This window comes from Flavimaricola marinus (genome assembly GCF_900184895.1).
In the GTDB taxonomy this organism is placed as follows: domain Bacteria; phylum Pseudomonadota; class Alphaproteobacteria; order Rhodobacterales; family Rhodobacteraceae; genus Flavimaricola; species Flavimaricola marinus.
This window is the reverse complement of sequence record NZ_FXZK01000001.1, coordinates 14,791-32,075: the sequence shown is the minus strand read 5'-3', so window position 1 is coordinate 32,075 and position 17,285 is coordinate 14,791. Positions and strand designations below refer to the sequence as shown.

At 60.3% G+C, this 17,285-nt stretch carries 14 protein-coding genes; 9 read left to right on the top strand and 5 right to left on the bottom strand.

The genetic code is table 11. The features are described from left to right. Positions 1 to 176: 176 nt before the first annotated feature. The 3 genes from aspS (at position 177) to LOM8899_RS00140 (ending at position 4,553) form a co-directional block, all read left to right on the top strand. On the top strand, positions 177 to 1,955 hold the full coding sequence (gene aspS / locus LOM8899_RS00150; RefSeq protein ID WP_093990149.1) for an aspartate--tRNA ligase: 1,779 nt from the start codon (positions 177 to 179) through the stop codon (positions 1,953 to 1,955). A 130-nt stretch (positions 1,956 to 2,085) separates the two neighbouring features. Beyond that, complete coding sequence (locus tag LOM8899_RS00145) at positions 2,086 to 3,417, top strand: DUF1800 domain-containing protein (RefSeq protein ID WP_245820387.1); 1,332 nt, start codon at positions 2,086 to 2,088, stop codon at positions 3,415 to 3,417. 2 nt (positions 3,418 to 3,419) lie between these two features. After that, positions 3,420 to 4,553, top strand: a complete 1,134-nt coding sequence (locus tag LOM8899_RS00140) for a DUF1501 domain-containing protein (RefSeq protein ID WP_093990147.1) — start codon at positions 3,420 to 3,422, stop codon at positions 4,551 to 4,553. Here the strand turns inward: LOM8899_RS00140 and LOM8899_RS00135 are convergent. Further along, positions 4,550 to 4,831 (bottom strand): DUF6455 family protein, encoded by a 282-nt coding sequence (locus LOM8899_RS00135; protein ID WP_133064952.1) that lies wholly within the window; start codon positions 4,829 to 4,831, stop codon positions 4,550 to 4,552. The genes LOM8899_RS00140 and LOM8899_RS00135 overlap by 4 nt on opposite strands. Before the next feature lie 545 nt (positions 4,832 to 5,376). Here LOM8899_RS00135 and LOM8899_RS00130 point away from each other — a divergent pair. Further along, entirely contained in the window at positions 5,377 to 5,721 is a 345-nt protein-coding gene (locus tag LOM8899_RS00130) for a DoxX family protein (RefSeq protein ID WP_168770434.1), read from the top strand. A gap of 77 nt (positions 5,722 to 5,798) precedes the next feature. On the opposite strand, the gene lepA is transcribed toward LOM8899_RS00130, so the two are convergent. Next, positions 5,799 to 7,598, bottom strand: a complete 1,800-nt coding sequence (lepA, locus tag LOM8899_RS00125) for a translation elongation factor 4 (protein ID WP_093990144.1) — start codon at positions 7,596 to 7,598, stop codon at positions 5,799 to 5,801. A 176-nt stretch (positions 7,599 to 7,774) separates the two neighbouring features. On the opposite strand from lepA, the gene LOM8899_RS00120 reads away from it, so the two are divergent. Next, positions 7,775 to 8,113 (top strand): BrnA antitoxin family protein, encoded by a 339-nt coding sequence (locus LOM8899_RS00120; RefSeq protein ID WP_093990143.1) that lies wholly within the window; start codon positions 7,775 to 7,777, stop codon positions 8,111 to 8,113. 42 nt (positions 8,114 to 8,155) lie between these two features. Here the strand turns inward: LOM8899_RS00120 and ettA are convergent, their stop codons facing one another. Then, on the bottom strand, positions 8,156 to 9,811 hold the full coding sequence (ettA, locus tag LOM8899_RS00115; protein ID WP_093990142.1) for an energy-dependent translational throttle protein EttA: 1,656 nt from the start codon (positions 9,809 to 9,811) through the stop codon (positions 8,156 to 8,158). A gap of 75 nt (positions 9,812 to 9,886) precedes the next feature. After that, complete coding sequence (locus LOM8899_RS00110) at positions 9,887 to 11,791, bottom strand: putative bifunctional diguanylate cyclase/phosphodiesterase (protein ID WP_133064951.1); 1,905 nt, start codon at positions 11,789 to 11,791, stop codon at positions 9,887 to 9,889. Between the two features lie 166 nt (positions 11,792 to 11,957). Between LOM8899_RS00110 and mgrA the strand changes: the two genes are divergently transcribed. The 4 genes from mgrA to dacB are packed head-to-tail and all read left to right on the top strand — an operon-like array spanning position 11,958 to position 16,804. Continuing rightward, entirely contained in the window at positions 11,958 to 12,986 is a 1,029-nt protein-coding gene (gene mgrA, locus LOM8899_RS00105; RefSeq protein ID WP_093990140.1) for an L-glyceraldehyde 3-phosphate reductase, read from the top strand. Positions 12,987 to 13,022: 36 nt separating this feature from the next. Continuing rightward, positions 13,023 to 14,609: a glycoside hydrolase family 43 protein gene (locus LOM8899_RS00100; RefSeq protein ID WP_093990139.1), complete on the top strand. Its 1,587-nt coding sequence runs from the start codon at positions 13,023 to 13,025 to the stop codon at positions 14,607 to 14,609. Positions 14,610 to 14,664: 55 nt separating this feature from the next. Then, positions 14,665 to 15,270 carry a nicotinate-nucleotide adenylyltransferase gene (locus LOM8899_RS00095; protein WP_093990138.1) on the top strand — a complete coding sequence of 202 codons (606 nt, stop codon included), beginning with the start codon at positions 14,665 to 14,667 and terminating at the stop codon, positions 15,268 to 15,270. A gap of 13 nt (positions 15,271 to 15,283) precedes the next feature. Continuing rightward, positions 15,284 to 16,804, top strand: coding sequence for a D-alanyl-D-alanine carboxypeptidase/D-alanyl-D-alanine endopeptidase (gene dacB / locus LOM8899_RS00090; RefSeq protein WP_093991326.1), 1,521 nt, complete (start codon positions 15,284 to 15,286; stop codon positions 16,802 to 16,804). A 4-nt stretch (positions 16,805 to 16,808) separates the two neighbouring features. Here dacB and LOM8899_RS00085 read toward each other — a convergent pair whose 3' ends face one another. Then, entirely contained in the window at positions 16,809 to 17,228 is a 420-nt protein-coding gene (locus LOM8899_RS00085; protein ID WP_093991325.1) for a tellurite resistance TerB family protein, read from the bottom strand. Between the last annotated feature and the right edge of the window lie 57 nt (positions 17,229 to 17,285).

Genomic DNA, 17,285 nt, shown 5'->3' with positions numbered 1-17,285 from the left:
GCACCCCTCAGTGCAAGCGCAAATCGCGCGAACGAAACCGACCGTTTGCCCGCAAAAATCCGTAGATTGCGCCCTTATCATCGACCCAGAGCGCAGCCATAGCGGGCGATGCTTGACTTCGGAGGCTCAAAGGGGTGTACCGGGCCGACATTTTTTCCCGTCTGAGGATCTCACTGATGCATGCCTATCGTTCCCATTCCTGTGCCGCTTTGACCGCTGCCAACGTCGGTGACACCGTTCGCCTGTCGGGCTGGGTGCACCGGGTCCGTGACCACGGCGGCGTTCTGTTCATCGACTTGCGCGACACCTATGGCATCACGCAATTGATCTGCGACCCGGACAGCCCGGTTTTCGCGCAGGTCGAAAAGGTGCGCTCGGAGTGGTGCATCCGAATTGACGGCACGGTAAAGGCCCGTGACGCGAGCCTCGTAAACCCAAAGATCCCGACGGGTGAGATCGAAGTCTTTGTGCGCGATATCGAAGTGCTGGGGGCCGCGGCGGAGCTTCCGCTGATGGTATTCGGCGATCAGGAATATCCCGAAGAGACGCGGCTGAAGTATCGCTATCTCGATCTGCGTCGTGATGCGATGCAGCAGAACATGAAACTACGTTCCGACGTCATCGCCTCGATGCGCAAGCGGATGTGGGACAAAGGTTTCCGCGAATTCCAAACGCCGATCATTACCGCCAGCAGCCCGGAAGGCGCACGGGATTTCCTTGTGCCAAGCCGTCTGCATCCGGGCAAGTTCTACGCTTTGCCGCAGGCCCCGCAGCAGTTCAAGCAGCTGATCATGGTGTCGGGCTACGACAAGTACTTCCAGATCGCGCCCTGCTTCCGCGACGAAGATCCGCGCGCCGACCGGTCGCCCACGGATTTCTACCAGCTCGATCTCGAGATGAGCTTTGTCGAGCAACAGGATGTCTTCGACACGATCCAGCCGGTGATCACCGGGATCTTCGAAGAGTTCGGCGGCGGCAAGCCCGTCTCCCAGGACTGGCCGCTGATCTCCTATGCTGACAGTGCCTTGTGGTATGGCACCGACAAACCCGACCTGCGCAACCCGATCAAGATGCAGGTCGTCTCCGAGCATTTCGCAGGTTCTGGCTTTGCGATCTTTGCCAAGCTGTTGGAGCAGGAGGGCACAGAAATCCGCGCCATTCCTGCACCCACTGGCGGCAGCCGCAAGTTCTGTGACCGCATGAACGCCTTCGTCCAGAAAGAGGGCCTGCCGGGGATGGGCTATATCTTCTGGCGCGATCAAGGCGAGGGTATGGAAGCGGCAGGCCCGCTGGCCAAGAATATCGGTCCCGAGCGGACCGAAGCGATCCGCCAGCAACTCGGCCTTGGCGTCGGCGATGCGGCGTTCTTCCTGGGTGGCAAGCCCGCGGCCTTCGAGGCCGTCGCGGGCAGGGCGCGGACGGTGATCGGTGAAGAGCTTGGCCTGACCGAGACCGACAGCTTCAAATTCGCCTGGATCGTCGATTTCCCGATGTACGAAGCCGACGAAGAGACCGGCAAGGTCGACTTCAGCCACAACCCGTTTTCCATGCCGCAGGGCGGGCTGGACGCGCTGAATGGCGATCCGCTCAAGGTGCTCGGCTATCAGTATGACCTGGCCTGCAACGGCTATGAACTGATCTCCGGGGCAATTCGGAACCACAAGCTGGACGTTATGATCAAGGCGTTCGAACTGGCCGGCTACGACGAGGCCGAGGTTCACAAGCGTTTTGGCGGTATGGTCAATGCGTTCCAATACGGTGCGCCACCCCACGGTGGCTGTGCGGCGGGGATCGACCGGATCGTGATGCTCTTGGCCGACGAAGCCAACATCCGCGAGGTGATCATGTTCCCGATGAACCAGCGCGCCGAGGATCTGATGATGAACGCGCCCAGCGATCCGCAGAACGAACAATTGCGCGAATTGCGTTTGCGGGTTCTGCCGCCCGAGGCCTGATCGGCCTTTGTTTGCCATATCGGGCGCATGCACCTCACATTAGGCCATTTTGGCTCTATATTGAGGGCATGCGACTGATTGGATTGCGCCAGTGACGTTCTCTCCGGAACTTGCCGACCGAAGGTTTGGCGTGGGTTTGTCGACGCATGCCATGCCTCCCGAAAGCGTCGAAAGGATCTTGCAGGGGCTTGCGGGCCCCGACGAGATGGCGTCGGCCTATCCGATCCCAAAATACGCCGATGTAAGTCCGAGTTTCCATGAGCTGCGCGACTTGCGCCGTCAGATGGATGACAGCGAGGCGGCATCTGAGGCTTATCTCGACGGTCGACGGCAGATGAACCAGCTGCGGCAGGTCAATTTTGCCCACACACTGGCCCGCGGCGCGCAAACGACGGACGGGTTTCGCGAGCGGCTGACCCGATTTTGGGCGGATCATTTCACGGTCGTCTCCAAGAATGGGCTGATGCCGCATCTCGTGACGCCCTATGTCGAGGAAGCGATCCGTCCCAATCTGAGTGGCAGTTTTGCGACGTTGCTGTTTGCCGCCGTCACGCATCCGATGATGGTGGTCTACCTTGATCAGGCGCGCTCCGTTGGCCCCAACAGCATCGCGGGCCAAAACAACGGGCGGGGCCTCAACGAGAATCTCGCTCGCGAGATATTGGAGTTGCACACGCTAGGCGTCGGGGGGCCGTATTCTCAGACGGATGTTCGTGAACTGGCCGAGGCTTTGACCGGGCTGAGTTGGACCAGCACAGAGGGGCGGGTTTATCGACCACGGTTTGCCGAACCGGGTTCCGAAACGCTGCTGGGCACGACGCTGAGCCCTGACGCCGACATCGACACAATCGCTCAGGCACTGACGGTTATCGCCGAGCATCCGGCTACGGCGCGCCACATTGCGACGAAATTGGCGGTGCATTTCGTATCCGATGCCCCCGATCCCGATCTGGTTGCGGCAATGGAGGCTGCCTATCTGGCCACCTCGGGCCGTCTTCTGGCAGTTTACGAGGCGATGTTGAAACATCCGGCGGCGTGGGCCGTGACGGGGCCCAATGATCGGCCAATGGCCAAGGTCATGCGCTCATACGATTTCATACAGTCCAGTTTGCGGGCGCTGGGCGTTTCGGTCGATCAACTCCCTCTCGGGGTGGTCAGTCGGACACTGAGGGTGCCGCTTCGCGTCATGGGACAGGATTGGGAGCGCCCGAACGGCCCCAACGGTTGGCCCGAAGAGGCCGAGGCTTGGATCACACCTCAAGGGATGGCGGGGCGGATTACATGGGCCATGCAGGTTCCCTCCGAATTGGTGCGGGTGCTGCCCGACCCGCGCGATTTCGTGAAAACCGCTCTCGGAGCGACGATCCCTGACGAGGTTAGCTTCGCCGCGCGGGCTGCCGAAGACCGTGCCGTCGGGATCGGGCTGATCCTGTCCTCCGCGGCATTCCAGAGGAGGCTGTGATTATGCGGCGTCGGGATTTCCTGCAAACCATCGGCTGTTCAATTGCCGCCAGCCCCTTTGTGACGCCGATGGCGTTTGCCAGCGGTCCTTGGGAAAATCGCCTTGTCGTGATCATCTTGCGTGGCGCCATGGACGGATTGGATACCGTCGCTCCGATCGGTGATCTGGAGTTTGCCAAGTTGCGTCCCTCGCTGGGGACACAAAACCATTTGGCGCTTGACGGCTTCTACGCTCTGCATCCCGCGCTCGCCTCTCTCACGCCGCTTTGGCAAGCAGGTGAGTTCGGTGCGGTCCAAGCGGTATCCACGCCGTATCGCGATGTGCGGAGTCATTTCGACGGGCAGGATATCCTCGAAGCAGGCATCGTCGGACCGGACGGTGGAGCAAGGGATGGCTGGTTGAACCGGATGATCCAGACCGTGCCCGGGCTGAGCGGCGAAGTGGCCTATGCGATCGGGACCGAGCACATGCGTATTCTGGATGGAGATGCGGATATCTCGCGCTGGGCGCCCGAAGCCCGACTTTCCATCAGCGCCGCGGCTGAGCAATTGCTGGCACGCGTTCAGCATAACGATCCGCTGTTCCGCGATGCCTCTCTGGAGGCGCTCGAGATCGCGGAGACAGTGGCCGCCGAGCAGCCCAGCGGTGCCGGCTATCTCCGTGCGGCGCAATTCGCAGCCAATCGATTGCGGGAGGAGACCCGTATCGCCAGTTTCTCCGTCGGCGGCTGGGATACCCATGTGCGCCAGGAGGTGGCTTTGTCGCGCTCCCTCGGCCGGCTGGCTGAAGTGATCCTGACGCTCAAGCAGGGTCTCGGACCAGATTGGCAAAAGACAGCCGTGCTATGTGTGACAGAGTTTGGTCGAACGGTGCGCGAGAATGGCACGCAGGGCACCGACCACGGCACCGGTGGCGCAATGCTGTATGCAGGGGGTGCGTTGAGGGGACGGCAGGTTTTGGGGCAATGGCCGGGCCTGACGGACCTCTACGCCGGGCGCGATCTCATGCCCACGCGCGATATCCGGGCTCATATCGGTTGGGTCATGCGGGGGTTGTTCGGTCTCGAGACGAGCGTGATCGAGGGGGCGGTATTTCCGGGACTCGATCTTGATCCGGCGAGTGGGATTCTGCTTTAGGCCGAGACGCACACCTTGGCTGTCGCATCGGCAAGTGCTTCGAAAGACAGTCTTCCACGGCAGAATTTCGGCGCTCCGGCATTCCCATTGCCGATCCAGGTTTCGCAGATCTCCGGGTCGACGCAGCGATTGCACGCGGTCAGGGTCTGACGAAGGAACGGCATCAGTTCATCAGCAAGATCCGGGCGATTCGTGATGTCGAGGTGGTCCATCATGCGGCGACGCATCTGCATCCGACGGTCGAAATCATCGGTAAGTGCCTTTAATACTTGAGTCATGCTGCCCTCCCCCTCAGCGCGGTTGCCCGTTGCTCATGGTGACAGAATGCCGCAGTCTTCCGCTTTGTCAAAATCTATTTACACCATGCGATGTAAATATTTTTTTACAATTGCTTGCTGCCGGCTGTTCGAGAGAGCGGCGCCACTCAGCATTCGAGGCCGATGGTGTGAAAGCCCGAAGGCGCGCCAAGTCAAATCTGAATTGTCTCGCAGACCGAAGCATCACGCACCAACTCCCGGCAATTCGGATGCCACCTTGCCGGGGATGAGAGAACTCCAGACCACCCAGAGGAAGCGCGAATGCCAAATCCGTTATAGGTTCGAGGGGGCGCACATTGATCCACTGTTTGCAGCCGGATCGCGGGCGCCAGGATGGCGCCAAGTTCTCTGGTGGGCCATGTCCGGTGTGGCGGTTTGCAAAAGTGCTTGGCGCTCTGGACACTCCGCATCCACACACAGTCGATGTGCACCCTCGGCCTCGAATTCTTCGCAAATGCCGGGCGAGCTTTGGTAGAATGCACAAACAAACAATTCGAGGGACAGTAATGAAATACGCAACTTGGGCCGCAATGGCGGTCGTGACGCTCATCATGTTGATGGGCGGTGTTATGAAGTTGATGGGTGACCCCATGGCGACAACAAGCTTCGGCGTCCTTGGGCTGCCCGCTTGGTTCGCGACGTTTATTGGTATTTGCGAGATTGCCGGAGGTATCGGTATCTGGCTTCGTCGGACCAGCATGTTGGCCGCAATCGGAATTGCCATCATCATGGTCGGCGCGATCTACTACCATGTTGTGCACACGCCAATTTCCGAAGGTATCCCGGCAATCGTCGTATTGTTGTGCTGCGGCTGGATCATCAGCCGCAAGGGCACTGGTGTCATCGGCTAGGCCGTCCAAGGTGCGCGGTCCGACCGCGCACCTGTTGCGATCATGGGGACTGGCAGAAAACGCCCAGTGCCAAAGGCTCAGCTGTCCATCTTGAGTGCTGAGATGAATGCCTCTTGCGGGATATCCACTTTTCCGAATTGCCGCATCTTCTTCTTGCCGGCCTTCTGCTTGTCCAGAAGTTTGCGCTTTCGTGACGCGTCGCCGCCATAGCACTTTGCGGTCACATCCTTGCGCAAAGCTGAAAGGGTCTCTCGAGCGATGACCTTACCGCCAATGGCGGCTTGGATCGGGATCTTGAACATGTGGCGCGGGATCAGATCCTTGAGCTTTTCCACCATGGCGCGGCCTCTGGCTTCGGCACGGTCCCGATGCACCATCATCGACAGAGCGTCCACAGGCTCATCATTCACGAGAATCGACATTTTCACGAGGTTGTCCTCGCGATAGCCGATCACCTGGTAGTCAAAGGAGGCATAGCCCTTGGTGACCGATTTGAGCCGGTCATAGAAATCGAACACCACTTCGTTCAGCGGTAGATCATACACGACCATTGCCCGCGAGCCGGCATAGGTCAGGTCGAGCTGGATTCCGCGTCGGTCCTGACAGAGTTTCAGCACGTCGCCCAGGTAGTCGTCGGGAACGAGGATCGTCGCTTTGATCCGCGGCTCTTCGACGTGATCCACATAGGTCAGATCCGGCATATCGGCAGGATTGTGCAGTTCGCGCTGCTCGCCGTCTTTCATATAGAGATGATAGACGACCGACGGCGCCGTCGTGATCAGTTCGATGTTGTATTCACGCTCGATCCGGTCGCGGATGACCTCGAGGTGGAGAAGGCCGAGGAAGCCGCACCGGAAGCCGAAGCCAAGAGCGGCGGATGTCTCCATCTCGTAGGAGAAGCTGGCGTCGTTCAAAGCCAGCTTTTCAATCGCATCGCGCATATCCTCGAATTCGGAGCTATCGACCGGGAACAATCCGCAGAACACAACGGGCTGAGACGGTTTGAAACCGGGCAAAGGCTTGGCTGTCCCCTTCTTTTCCGAAGTGATCGTGTCGCCCACGCGAGTGTCGCGCACCTGTTTGATCGACGCCGTGATGAATCCGATTTCGCCGGGGCCGAGTCTCTCGACGTTGACCATCTGGGGACGGAATACGCCGATGCGATCAATCTGATGAACCGTTCCATTCTGCATGAAAGTGATGCGGTCGTTCTTCTTCATCGAGCCGTCGATGACCCGCACGAGGACCACCACACCGAGGTAGCTGTCGTACCACGAATCCACCAGCATCGCCTTGAGCGGGGCGTCCACATCGCCCTTGGGCGCGGGGAGTCGGTGGACGATCGCTTCCAGGGTCTCGATGATGCCGACGCCGGTTTTCGCTGAAACCTGAATGGCTTCGGAGGCGTCCAGGCCGATGACGTCTTCGATCTGCGCCGCCACCGCCTCGCATTCCGAGGCCGGCAAATCGATCTTGTTGAGCACCGGAACGATCTCGTGGTCGGCGTCGAGGGCCTGATAGACATTGGCAAGCGTTTGCGCCTCGACGCCTTGGGTGCTGTCCACCACCAAGAGCGAGCCTTCGACCGCGCGCATTGACCGGCTGACCTCGTAGGCAAAGTCGACGTGGCCGGGGGTGTCGATCAGATTGAGAACGTAAAGTTCGCCATTTTTCGCTTTGTAATCAATGCGAACGGTGTTCGCCTTGATCGTGATTCCGCGTTCGCGCTCGATGTCCATCGAGTCGAGCATTTGCGCTTTCATATCCCTCAGGGCGACGGTCTGAGTCTCTTGGATCAGCCTGTCGGCGAGCGTGGATTTGCCGTGGTCGATGTGGGCCACGATCGAGAAGTTACGGATATGTGCAAGGTCTGTCATGGCAGAGGATATGCGGCGGAATCCGGGTCTTGGCAAGGGGCGGAATCGCCGCGCAAGCCCTTTGGACAAAGCGTCGGTCTGCCGTCGGTATCGCGGAGGTGCGGTTGTCTTGGGGCCTATTAAGAAATGGGTGGCACCTTGAGGGCCGATCAGTGTCGATCAATGGAGGCTTCTGCATGACCAAATCCCTCACCAAGACAGAGCGCATTGCCCGCGAACGACTGTTTCGCCATCTCTGGGAAGATCGCAAGGATAGCCTTTCCGAGGAATTGCGCGAACGTGTGCCGGATGCTTGGCACACATTGGAAAGGGACCTCGATGTCGAAGAGGAGAAGGTGAAGGTGACGCTGTATCTCGACACCTCTGTCGCCAAGTTCTACCGCGCCATGGGCAAGGGATACCAACCTCGGATCAACCGCATTCTTGCCACTTGGGCGCAGTTGAAAATCGGCGGGTTTCTGGAGAGCGATCGAAAGTTCCGCGAGCGGATGCGCAGCGTCATGGGAAAGGAGTGACGCGAAAGGGCGAGGGTGCGCCAAGGCGCACCCAATGTTGCTTTAGCGGACGAACTTCTTGAACTTCACGCGCTTCGGCTCAAGTGCGTCGGCGCCAAGGCGGGCTTTCTTGTCCTCTTCGTAGTCCTCGAAGTTGCCCTCGAACCACTCCACATGCGCGTCGCCTTCGAAGGCAAGCATATGGGTGCAAATCCGGTCGAGGAAGAAGCGGTCGTGAGAGATGACCACGGCGCAGCCGGCGAAATCGACAAGAGCGTCTTCCAGGGCCCGAAGCGTTTCCACGTCGAGATCGTTGGTCGGTTCGTCGAGGAGCAGCACGTTGCCGCCGGATTTCAGCAACTTGGCCATGTGGACCCGGTTGCGTTCACCGCCCGACAAGAGCCCGACCTTCTTCTGCTGGTCGCCACCCTTGAAGTTGAACGCACCGCAATAGGCGCGGGAGTTGATTTCCGCGTCACCCAATGTGATCAGTTCGGCGCCGCCGGAGATTTCCTCCCAGACGGTGGCATTTGGATCGAGCGAGTCGCGAGACTGATCAACGTAGGCCAGCTTGACGGTGTCGCCCAAAGTGACGCTGCCCTCGTCCGGCTCGGCGTTGCCGGTGAGCATGGAAAACAGCGTGGATTTGCCCGCGCCGTTGGGGCCGATCACGCCGACGATGGCGCCGGGCGGGACGGAAAAGGTCAGGTCTTCGATCAAGAGCTTGTCGCCCATGGCCTTCTTCAGCCCGTCGACCTCGATCACCTTGCCACCCAGACGGGGGCCGTGGGGGATGATGATCTGGGCCTTGCCGACTTTTTCGCGCACCGATTGCTCGGCCATTTCGTTGTAGGCGCTGATCCGGGCCTTGGACTTCGCTTGCCGGGCTTTGGCCCCTTGCCGCATCCATGCCAACTCGCGCTCGAGCGTTTTCTGCTTGGACTTGTCGTCCTTGGCCTCGCGCTCCATCCGGATGGCTTTCTGCTCGAGCCAGCTCGAGTAGTTACCCTCGTAGGGAATGCCACGGCCTCGGTCGAGCTCGAGAATCCATCCTGTGATGCTGTCGAGGAAGTAGCGGTCGTGGGTGACGATCAGGATCGTGCCGGGGTAGTCGATCAGGTGGTTCTGCAGCCATGCGATTGTTTCGGCGTCGAGGTGGTTCGTCGGTTCGTCGAGCAGGAGCATGTCCGGGGCGTCGAGCAGCAGCCGGCACAGGGCGACCCGGCGACGTTCACCGCCTGAAAGGTTGGTGACGGAGCTGTCGTCGGGCGGGCAGCGCAGCGCTTCCATCGACACGTCGACCTGGCTGTCGAGATCCCACAGGTTCTGGGCGTCGATCTCGTCCTGTAGCTTGGCCATCTCCTCGGCGGTCTCGTCGGAATAGTTCATCGCCAGTTCGTTGTAGCGGTCGAGGATCGCTTTCTTGGCGGCCACGCCTTCCATGACGTTTTCTCGCACGGTCTTGCTCTCGTCGAGCTGCGGCTCTTGCGGCAGATAGCCGACGCGGGCGCCTTCTGCGGCCCAGGCCTCGCCCTGAAAATCCTTGTCCATGCCGGCCATGATTTTCAGAAGGCTGGATTTACCCGCGCCGTTGACGCCGACGACACCGATTTTGACGCCGGGTAGGAAATTCAATTTGATGTTTTCAAAGACTTTCTTGCCGCCCGGATAGGTCTTGGATACGCCGTCCATAAAATAGACAAACTGATTGGTGGCCATGGGATGCTCCGACGGTTGAGAGTTTCAGCGCCTCATATCCCGAACTGGCCGGGATCTTCAATCCGATTGCAGCGATCAAAGCGCCTGAGGGAGCGTATCGTCGTGTTGTCTGGTGACGGCAGAGGGCCGCGACAGGTAGAACTGATGCACCCAACGGATGGCATCCTCGGCCGTCATCGGCCGTTCGACGCTATGTCCTTGAAGGATGTGGCATCCGAGCCTTGCCAATTCCTGCGCGATTTCCGGCGTTTCGGCACCGTTGGCGATCACGTCCAGCCCGAGGTCTGCGCAGAGCTCGACGACCGTCGCAACGATGCGGGAGCTGGCCTTGTCGACCAGCACCTTTGAGGCCAGCGATTGATCGATCTTGACGCCGGAGAGGTTCAACTCCGCGAGATGTGCGAGCCCGACGGGGCCGACACCGAAATCATCGAGGACAATCAGAAAACCGTTACGCCGCAGCTCGGTGATGATGTCCGCTTGGCGGGGCATCGCCATCTTGTCGTTGAACATGGTGGCCTCGAGCACCTCGACCGTCACATGTTCCGGCTCGATCGCGTTCCGTGCCACGAGGGCTTGCAGTTTCGGCGCGTAGTCCGGGTGCAGCAGACCTTCGGCGCTGGCGTTGAAGCTCACGATCTTGTTGCGGAACCCGGCGGCGCTCAACCGCATCTTGAGCGCGAGTCCCGCCTCCATTGCGGCGATATCGATGTTGCCCTGCAGGCCAAGGCTCGCCGCGAGGGGCAGGAATTCCGACGGCCGCAAGACCCCATCCGTCGGATGATCCCAGCGGACGAGCGTTTCAAATCCCAGAACCTGCTGGGTGTCCCACTTGATCACCGGTTGGTGCAGAAAACTGAGGCCGCCGTCGAACACGGCTTCGCTCAATTCCACGCCGCGTTTCGCGATATGCAAATGGTGCAGGTGAAGTGCTTCGTCATAGGCCGCGACGCGCCCACGACCGGTGCGCTTGACTTCGCTGAGCGCGAAGTCGGAGTGCTGGATCAGCTCCTCCGGCTCCCGGGCACCGGCCTGAGACAGCGCGACGCCGATGCTGACCTTGCACATCAGCTGAAGGTTGTTCCATTCGAAAGGAGCTTCGAGCGCGCGCGCGATCTCTTCGCCCGCTTCTTGTATTTCCGGCAAGCCCTGAACATCGGGTCGCAAGAGGATGAATTCGTCGCCGCCGACCCGTGCGATGTGATCCCCCGAACGGGCAAGGCGCTTGAGCGTTTGAGAGATGTGGACAAGCGTGGCATCACCAGCCAGGTGGCCGTTTACCTCGTTGATCTCCTTGAAAAAGTCGACGTCGATCTGGAGCAATCCGACGCGCGTCCCGAGGTGGGCGGCGCGACAGAGCTCTTGCGTGGCTGCCGTCACGAGCGACTTGCGGTTCGGAATGCTGGTGAGCGCGTCATGGGTCGCGCTGAAGGTCAGTTGAGCGGTGGTCTTGCGCAGTTTTTCCTCGTTCTCGACCTGTTCAGTCACGTCACGGCAGACCACGATCGCGTGCTGGGTGCCGTCGGGGGCCGTCCGGAACGAGACGCTCATCTGGTTCCAGAACAGGCTTCCGTCGCCGCGCTGATTGCGCCGAAGATGCAGGCCGCCGTAGTTGGGATTTTCCGGTTCATATCGAAAGGCGGCGATTTCCTCGGCGCTCGGCATTTCGTCGATCGGCATGCAATAGCTGAGTGGATTGCGCCCGATGATCTCTTTCGGTGACCGGCCGTGCAGGGCGAAATACGTCGGATTCGCCCAAAGGACCAAGCCGTCGAGCGATTGAACGACCAGACCGTCGTTGGCGGAATCGATGACCAGATCGTTGAAATAGGATTTCCGCTCGATTTCGACGAGCGTCGCGCGTGAATTGGCCAGTGCTTTCCGCGCGGACCGCAATTGCCCTGCCGTCGCAAGAAACAGCATGATCAGCGCACCGCAGATCAGCGCCAATGTCGTCTGAGAAAACAGTTCAATGCTCAAGTCGGTGTCAGCTCTTACGGTCCCATCTTTACTGCCTATCCCATCACCATGGCGGAGTGGTTAAGAAAAGCCAGCTTTGCGGCGATCAGCGGTGACTTTTTTAACCAAGATTGACATTGCGCCGTCCGAGTGCATGTTCGACGTAATCGTTATAGGAGGAAGCCCCATGTATCAGCCATCCGAGAATCGATATGACCGAATGGCCTATCGTCGCTGCGGCGCGTCTGGCTTGAAACTGCCCGCGATCAGCCTTGGGCTGTGGCATAATTTCGGTCATGATTTCCCTCATGAAACCAAGCGCGAGATTTGCCGCACGGCCTTTGACCATGGCATCACGCACTTTGATCTCGCCAACAACTATGGCCCCCCGGCGGGCAGCGCCGAACACGCCTTCGGCTCGATCATGGCAGAGGATCTGGCACCTTATCGTGATGAGTTGATCATATCTTCGAAGGCCGGATATTACATGTGGCCCGGCCCCTACGGTGAGTGGGGGAGCCGCAAGTATCTGGTTTCGTCCTGCGATCAGAGCTTGAAGCGCATGGGCCTTGATTACGTCGATATCTTTTATTCCCACCGCTACGACCCAGACACTCCTCTGGAAGAGACAATGGGTGCGCTCGACTACATCGTCAGGTCCGGCCGGGCGCTCTATGCCGGCATATCGAGCTACAATTCCGAGCGCACGCGCGAGGCCGTGGCCATTCTGAAAGACCTTGGCACACCCTGTGTGATCCATCAGCCCAGCTATAACATGTTGAATCGCTGGGTGGAAAAGGACGGTCTGAAAGACACCTTGTCAGAGCTTGGCGTCGGGTCGATTGCCTTTACGCCTCTGGCACAGGGGATGCTGACCAAGAAGTATCTGGGCGGGGTCCCGGAGGATAGCCGCGCCGCGCAGGACAAGAGCCTGAACCCGGACATGCTGTCCGAACGGGCGATCGCGAATATTCGCAAGCTCGACGAGATCGCGCAGGGTCGCGGCCAGACTTTGGCACAGATGGCAATTGCCTGGGTGCTGCGCGACGGCGGTATCACATCGGCCCTGATCGGTGCGTCGAAGCCCTCTCAGGTGATCGATTGCGCCGGTGCCGTGAACAACCTCGAGTTCACCGCCGAGGAATTGGCCTTGATCGACGAATATGCCGATGAAGAGCAGATCAACCTCTGGGCAAAATCCTCCGAGTTGGACTGACATCTACCGATACACCCCGGCCGGAAAGGCACTATCATGATCCGAAATCCTGTCTTGCCGGGGTTCAACCCCGATCCCAGTTTTTGCCGTGTGGGCGAGGACTATTACATCGCCACATCGACCTTCGAGTGGTATCCCGGCGTCCAGATCCATCATTCCCGCGATCTGGTGAACTGGACGTTGGTGTCGCGTCCGCTGAACCGCCCCGACCTTCTGGATATGCGTGGCAATCCAGACAGTTGCGGCATCTGGGCCCCGTGTCTCAGCCATGACGGTGACAGGTTCTGGCTTGTCTATACGGACGTCAAGCGCCTTGACGGCAACTTCAAGGACGCCCCGAACTATATCACGAGTTGCAAGACCATCGACGGCGAATGGTCGGAGCGGCATTACGTGAACAGCTCTGGCTTCGATCCGTCGCTGTTTCATGACGACGATGGCCGGAAGTGGTTCGTCAACATGCGGTGGAACCACCGAAAAAAAGGGATGAACCCGACCCATCCCGCATTCGATGGCATTCTGTTGCAGGAGTGGTCCGAGGCTGATGGCCTGATCGGCGATGTCGTTCAGATCTATCCCGGCACGGAGCGTGGCCTGACCGAAGCTCCGCATTTGTTCAAGCGTGACGGCTGGTATTACCTGACCACCGCAGAGGGCGGCACGGGTTACGAGCATGCGGTGACGATGGCGCGCTCCCGCGATATCGCAGGGCCGTATGAGACACATCCCGCGCTCCACGTGATCAGCACCAAGGGCAGCGACGGGCCGATCCAGCGGACAGGTCATGGCCAATATGTCGAAACCCATTGGGGGGCGTTCTATCACTCATTCCTGATGGGCCGGCCTATTCCGGGCCCGGATGGCAAGGGGCAGTTTTGCCCGCTGGGTCGGGAGACTGGGCTCGAGGAGGTCGTATGGCGTGACGGCTGGCTGTGGCTTGCCGATGGCGGCATGTGCCCGAGAGTGGATGTGCCAAGCCCGGTGGATGTGCGTCCTGAGCCGCCTGCGCCCGTCCGGCGCAAGTTCGGCGGTTCGTTGCCGCCGGAGTTCCAGTGGCTCCGCACACCGGAGCCGGATCGCATTTTCCGCACCGATCCCGATTGTCTGGCTCTCATCGGTCGCGAAAGCATCGGGAGCTGGTTCGAGCAATCTCTGGTGGCGCGCCGACAGGAGCATTTCGTCTATACCGTTGAAACCGATGTGGATTTCGCTCCCACGACCTATCAACAGGCGGCTGGCCTGACGACATACTACAACCGCCACAAGTTTCATGCGGCGTTGGTGAGCCACGAGCCGGGCATAGGCCGTTGCCTCGTGGTGATGTCATGTCCCGGCGACTGGCCTGCTGGCCGATTGACGTGGCCCTGTGATCCTGTGCCACTGCCGGATGGCCAGGTCGAGCTGCGCGTTACCGTGGATCATGCGAGCCAGCAATTCTGGTGGCGGCAGGGCGGTGACTGGCGCCCCTTGGGGCCGTCGCTCGATGCGAGCGTGATTTCGGACGAGGGCGGGCAGGGCGAACATGCGTCGTTTACCGGGGCATTCGTCGGGATGGTCGCCTTTGACCTGACGGGGCAGGGCCTCGAGGCGCGGTTCGGCCATTTCGATTATGTACCCGACTAGGGGCGTGCGGCTGTTCCCTCTCTACATCCGTGCGGCGCTGGGCTAAGTCTGCCCTATGCGGTGGGAATATCCAAAGGCACGGCCCGGCCAGACAGTTGGCCTTTTGGGCGGATCGTTTGATCCGGCCCATTCCGGCCATGTTCATATTACCAATGCGGCAATGCATCGGTTTGGACTGGATGCTGTGTGGTGGCTGGTCAGTCCGGGCAATCCGCTGAAGGCGCGTGGGCCCGCCGCAATGGCGGACCGTATGGCGGTGGCCAGAACGGTCATGCAGCATCCGCGCGTGACCGTCACCGATATAGAGGCCAAGCTGGGCACGCGCTATACCGCCGAGACCTTGGCCGCCCTCAAGGCTGTCTATCCCCGGACCCGTTTCGTGTGGCTGATGGGGGCGGACAACCTTGCTCAGCTGCACAAGTGGCAAGATTGGCGGACGATCATGGAGGGTGTTCCTGTCGGTGTTCTGGCCAGACCGGGCGACCGGATATCGGCGCGGTTGTCGAAGGCGGCGCGGGTTTACCGCGCGGACAAACTACCCGCCCGCGCGTCGCGACTTTTGGCCGGGGCAGAAGCTCCGACGTGGTGTTTTGTCAATTTGCCCATGAGCACGGCATCGTCTACTGCCATTCGGGCGAGTGGCGGTTGGGGTGCCGGGTGAGCAGGGTTTTGCCATGAAGACATATTTGACAAGACGAGCACTACTGGCCGGGGGCTTTTCGTCCTTGGGTATGGCGGCTCTGGCCGATGCGCCTCTTACCGCGATCCGTCCGGAGGCGCGGTCGGTGGAGGCGCAGATCGGCACCCCGCCGGATCGACCGGACAAGCGCCCTCGGGCGCGTCCTTCGTCAGAGACGATCGTCGCGGATTCGGGACTGGCTGGAACCGTTGCCTTTGTGGTGGCCGACGCCCGCACCGGAGCCGTATTGGAGGAGCGCGAAGCCGATGTTCCGCTGCCCCCCGCGAGCGTGACGAAAGCTGTGACCGCGCTTTATGCGCTCGACGTGCTTGGTGCGGATCATCGTTTCGACACGCGGCTCTTGGCTACGGGGCCCATCGAAGACGGCATCCTGATGGGCGATCTCATCCTCGCTGGCGGCGGTGACCCGACCTTGACGACCGATCATCTGGCGGAACTGGCAATCGCTTTGCGCACGGCGGGCATCAGCGAGGTGCAAGGGGCGTTCAAGGTCTGGGGCGGGGCGCTGCCCTATGTCAACGAGATCGAGCCAAGTCAGTTGGATCATCTGGGCTATAATCCTGCGGTGTCCGGCCTCAATCTGAATTTCAACCGGGTGCATTTCGAATGGACCCGGTCTGGCGGTGCCTATCAGGTGGCGATGGATGCCCGCACCGATCTCTATCGACCTGACGTGACCGTCGCCCGGATGCGCGTGGCGGATCGAAGTCTGCCGATCTACACCTATTCCGACGGCGGCGGCATCGACGACTGGACTGTCGCGCGCGCCGCGCTTGGTGACGGCGGATCGAGATGGCTGCCGGTTCGGTATCCCTCGCTCTACGCCGGCGATGTCTTCACCACATTTGCCCGCAGCAACGGCATTGTCCTGACGGCACCGGAGCGGATTGGGCTGTTGCCGGAGGCACAGGAACTGGCCCGCCACGAAAGCGAACCGCTGGACCAGATCATCACGGACATGTTGCGCTATTCCACGAACCTCACCGCCGAGGTGATCGGATTGGCCGCCTCCTTTGCCCGCAGCGCCAGCCCGCAGAGCCTGACCCAGTCGGCGCAGATCATGCGCGAATGGGTGGGGGCCGAGTTTGGTGCGGATGCGTTCTTTTCGGATCATTCCGGATTGGCCGACACCACGCGGGTCACGGCCCGCGACATGGTTCGGATCTTGTCCGGTGCGCGTCAGAGCAGCGCGTTGAGCACCCTGCTCAAAGACATTGCGATGACCGATTCCCAAGGCGATTTGATGCGCGATGCGCCCGTCAGTGTCGTGGCCAAGACGGGCACCTTGAATTTCGTCAGCACCTTGGCCGGCTATGCCCGCGCACAGGAAGGCCGCGAGCTGGTCTTTGCGATCTTTAGCGCGGATATCGATGCGCGGGATCGCGCCAAAGCGGCCGGCGACGAGATCCCGCAAGGCTCGCGCAGCTACAACAGCGCGGCCAAGCGGTTGCAGCAACGGCTGTTGCAGCGCTGGGGAACGGTGTTTCCGGCCTGAGCCGTCAAAGCGTCATGTGACGTGCGCGCGCGCCGCGCTCGATCGCGGCGGCATGCAACCGGTCGATATTGAGCTCGTAACGCACCTCTTCGAGCATCCGAAGTTCCGAGGGTGTGATACTGCCGTCGGCGGCCGCAACGTCGCAGGACATGGCATAGGCCGTCTCGAACAGCCGTTCCGGGACGGCATCGCGGATCAGCCCAAAGAGCGCGTCCAGGCCGTCTTCCTGCTCGAGCAAATCGAAAACGATTCGGCTGACCTTTGTCAGTTGCTCGACATCATAGTCGGCAAAGATAGGCAGGTTGTTCACGATATTGGTGATTTTGACCAATTCGACGGTCCGCATATCCTCGTCTGAAGCCGAAACCGTGATCATCAACGCCGCCAGAGCGTCTTGGGCCGAGAGAATTGGCGTATCGTTCATCACATCTGTCCTTTGTTTGGCACCGGTTTTATTGACGCCCCCCTCTGCCCGCAATAG

Bases quoted from the DNA above. Each gene is read 5' to 3' on its own strand.
- aspS (WP_093990149.1), top strand. From the start codon at position 177: ATGCATGCCTATCGTTCCCATTCCTGTGCCGCTTTGACCGCTGCCAAC.
- LOM8899_RS00140 (WP_093990147.1), top strand. From the start codon at position 3,420: ATGCGGCGTCGGGATTTCCTGCAAACCATCGGCTGTTCAATTGCCGCC.
- LOM8899_RS00135 (WP_133064952.1), bottom strand. From the start codon at position 4,831: ATGACTCAAGTATTAAAGGCACTTACCGATGATTTCGACCGTCGGATG.
- LOM8899_RS00130 (WP_168770434.1), top strand. From the start codon at position 5,377: ATGAAATACGCAACTTGGGCCGCAATGGCGGTCGTGACGCTCATCATG.
- lepA (WP_093990144.1), bottom strand. From the start codon at position 7,598: ATGACAGACCTTGCACATATCCGTAACTTCTCGATCGTGGCCCACATC.
- LOM8899_RS00120 (WP_093990143.1), top strand. From the start codon at position 7,775: ATGACCAAATCCCTCACCAAGACAGAGCGCATTGCCCGCGAACGACTG.
- ettA (WP_093990142.1), bottom strand. From the start codon at position 9,811: ATGGCCACCAATCAGTTTGTCTATTTTATGGACGGCGTATCCAAGACC.
- mgrA (WP_093990140.1), top strand. From the start codon at position 11,958: ATGTATCAGCCATCCGAGAATCGATATGACCGAATGGCCTATCGTCGC.
- LOM8899_RS00100 (WP_093990139.1), top strand. From the start codon at position 13,023: ATGATCCGAAATCCTGTCTTGCCGGGGTTCAACCCCGATCCCAGTTTT.
- LOM8899_RS00095 (WP_093990138.1), top strand. From the start codon at position 14,665: ATGCGGTGGGAATATCCAAAGGCACGGCCCGGCCAGACAGTTGGCCTT.
- dacB (WP_093991326.1), top strand. From the start codon at position 15,284: ATGAAGACATATTTGACAAGACGAGCACTACTGGCCGGGGGCTTTTCG.
- LOM8899_RS00085 (WP_093991325.1), bottom strand. From the start codon at position 17,228: ATGAACGATACGCCAATTCTCTCGGCCCAAGACGCTCTGGCGGCGTTG.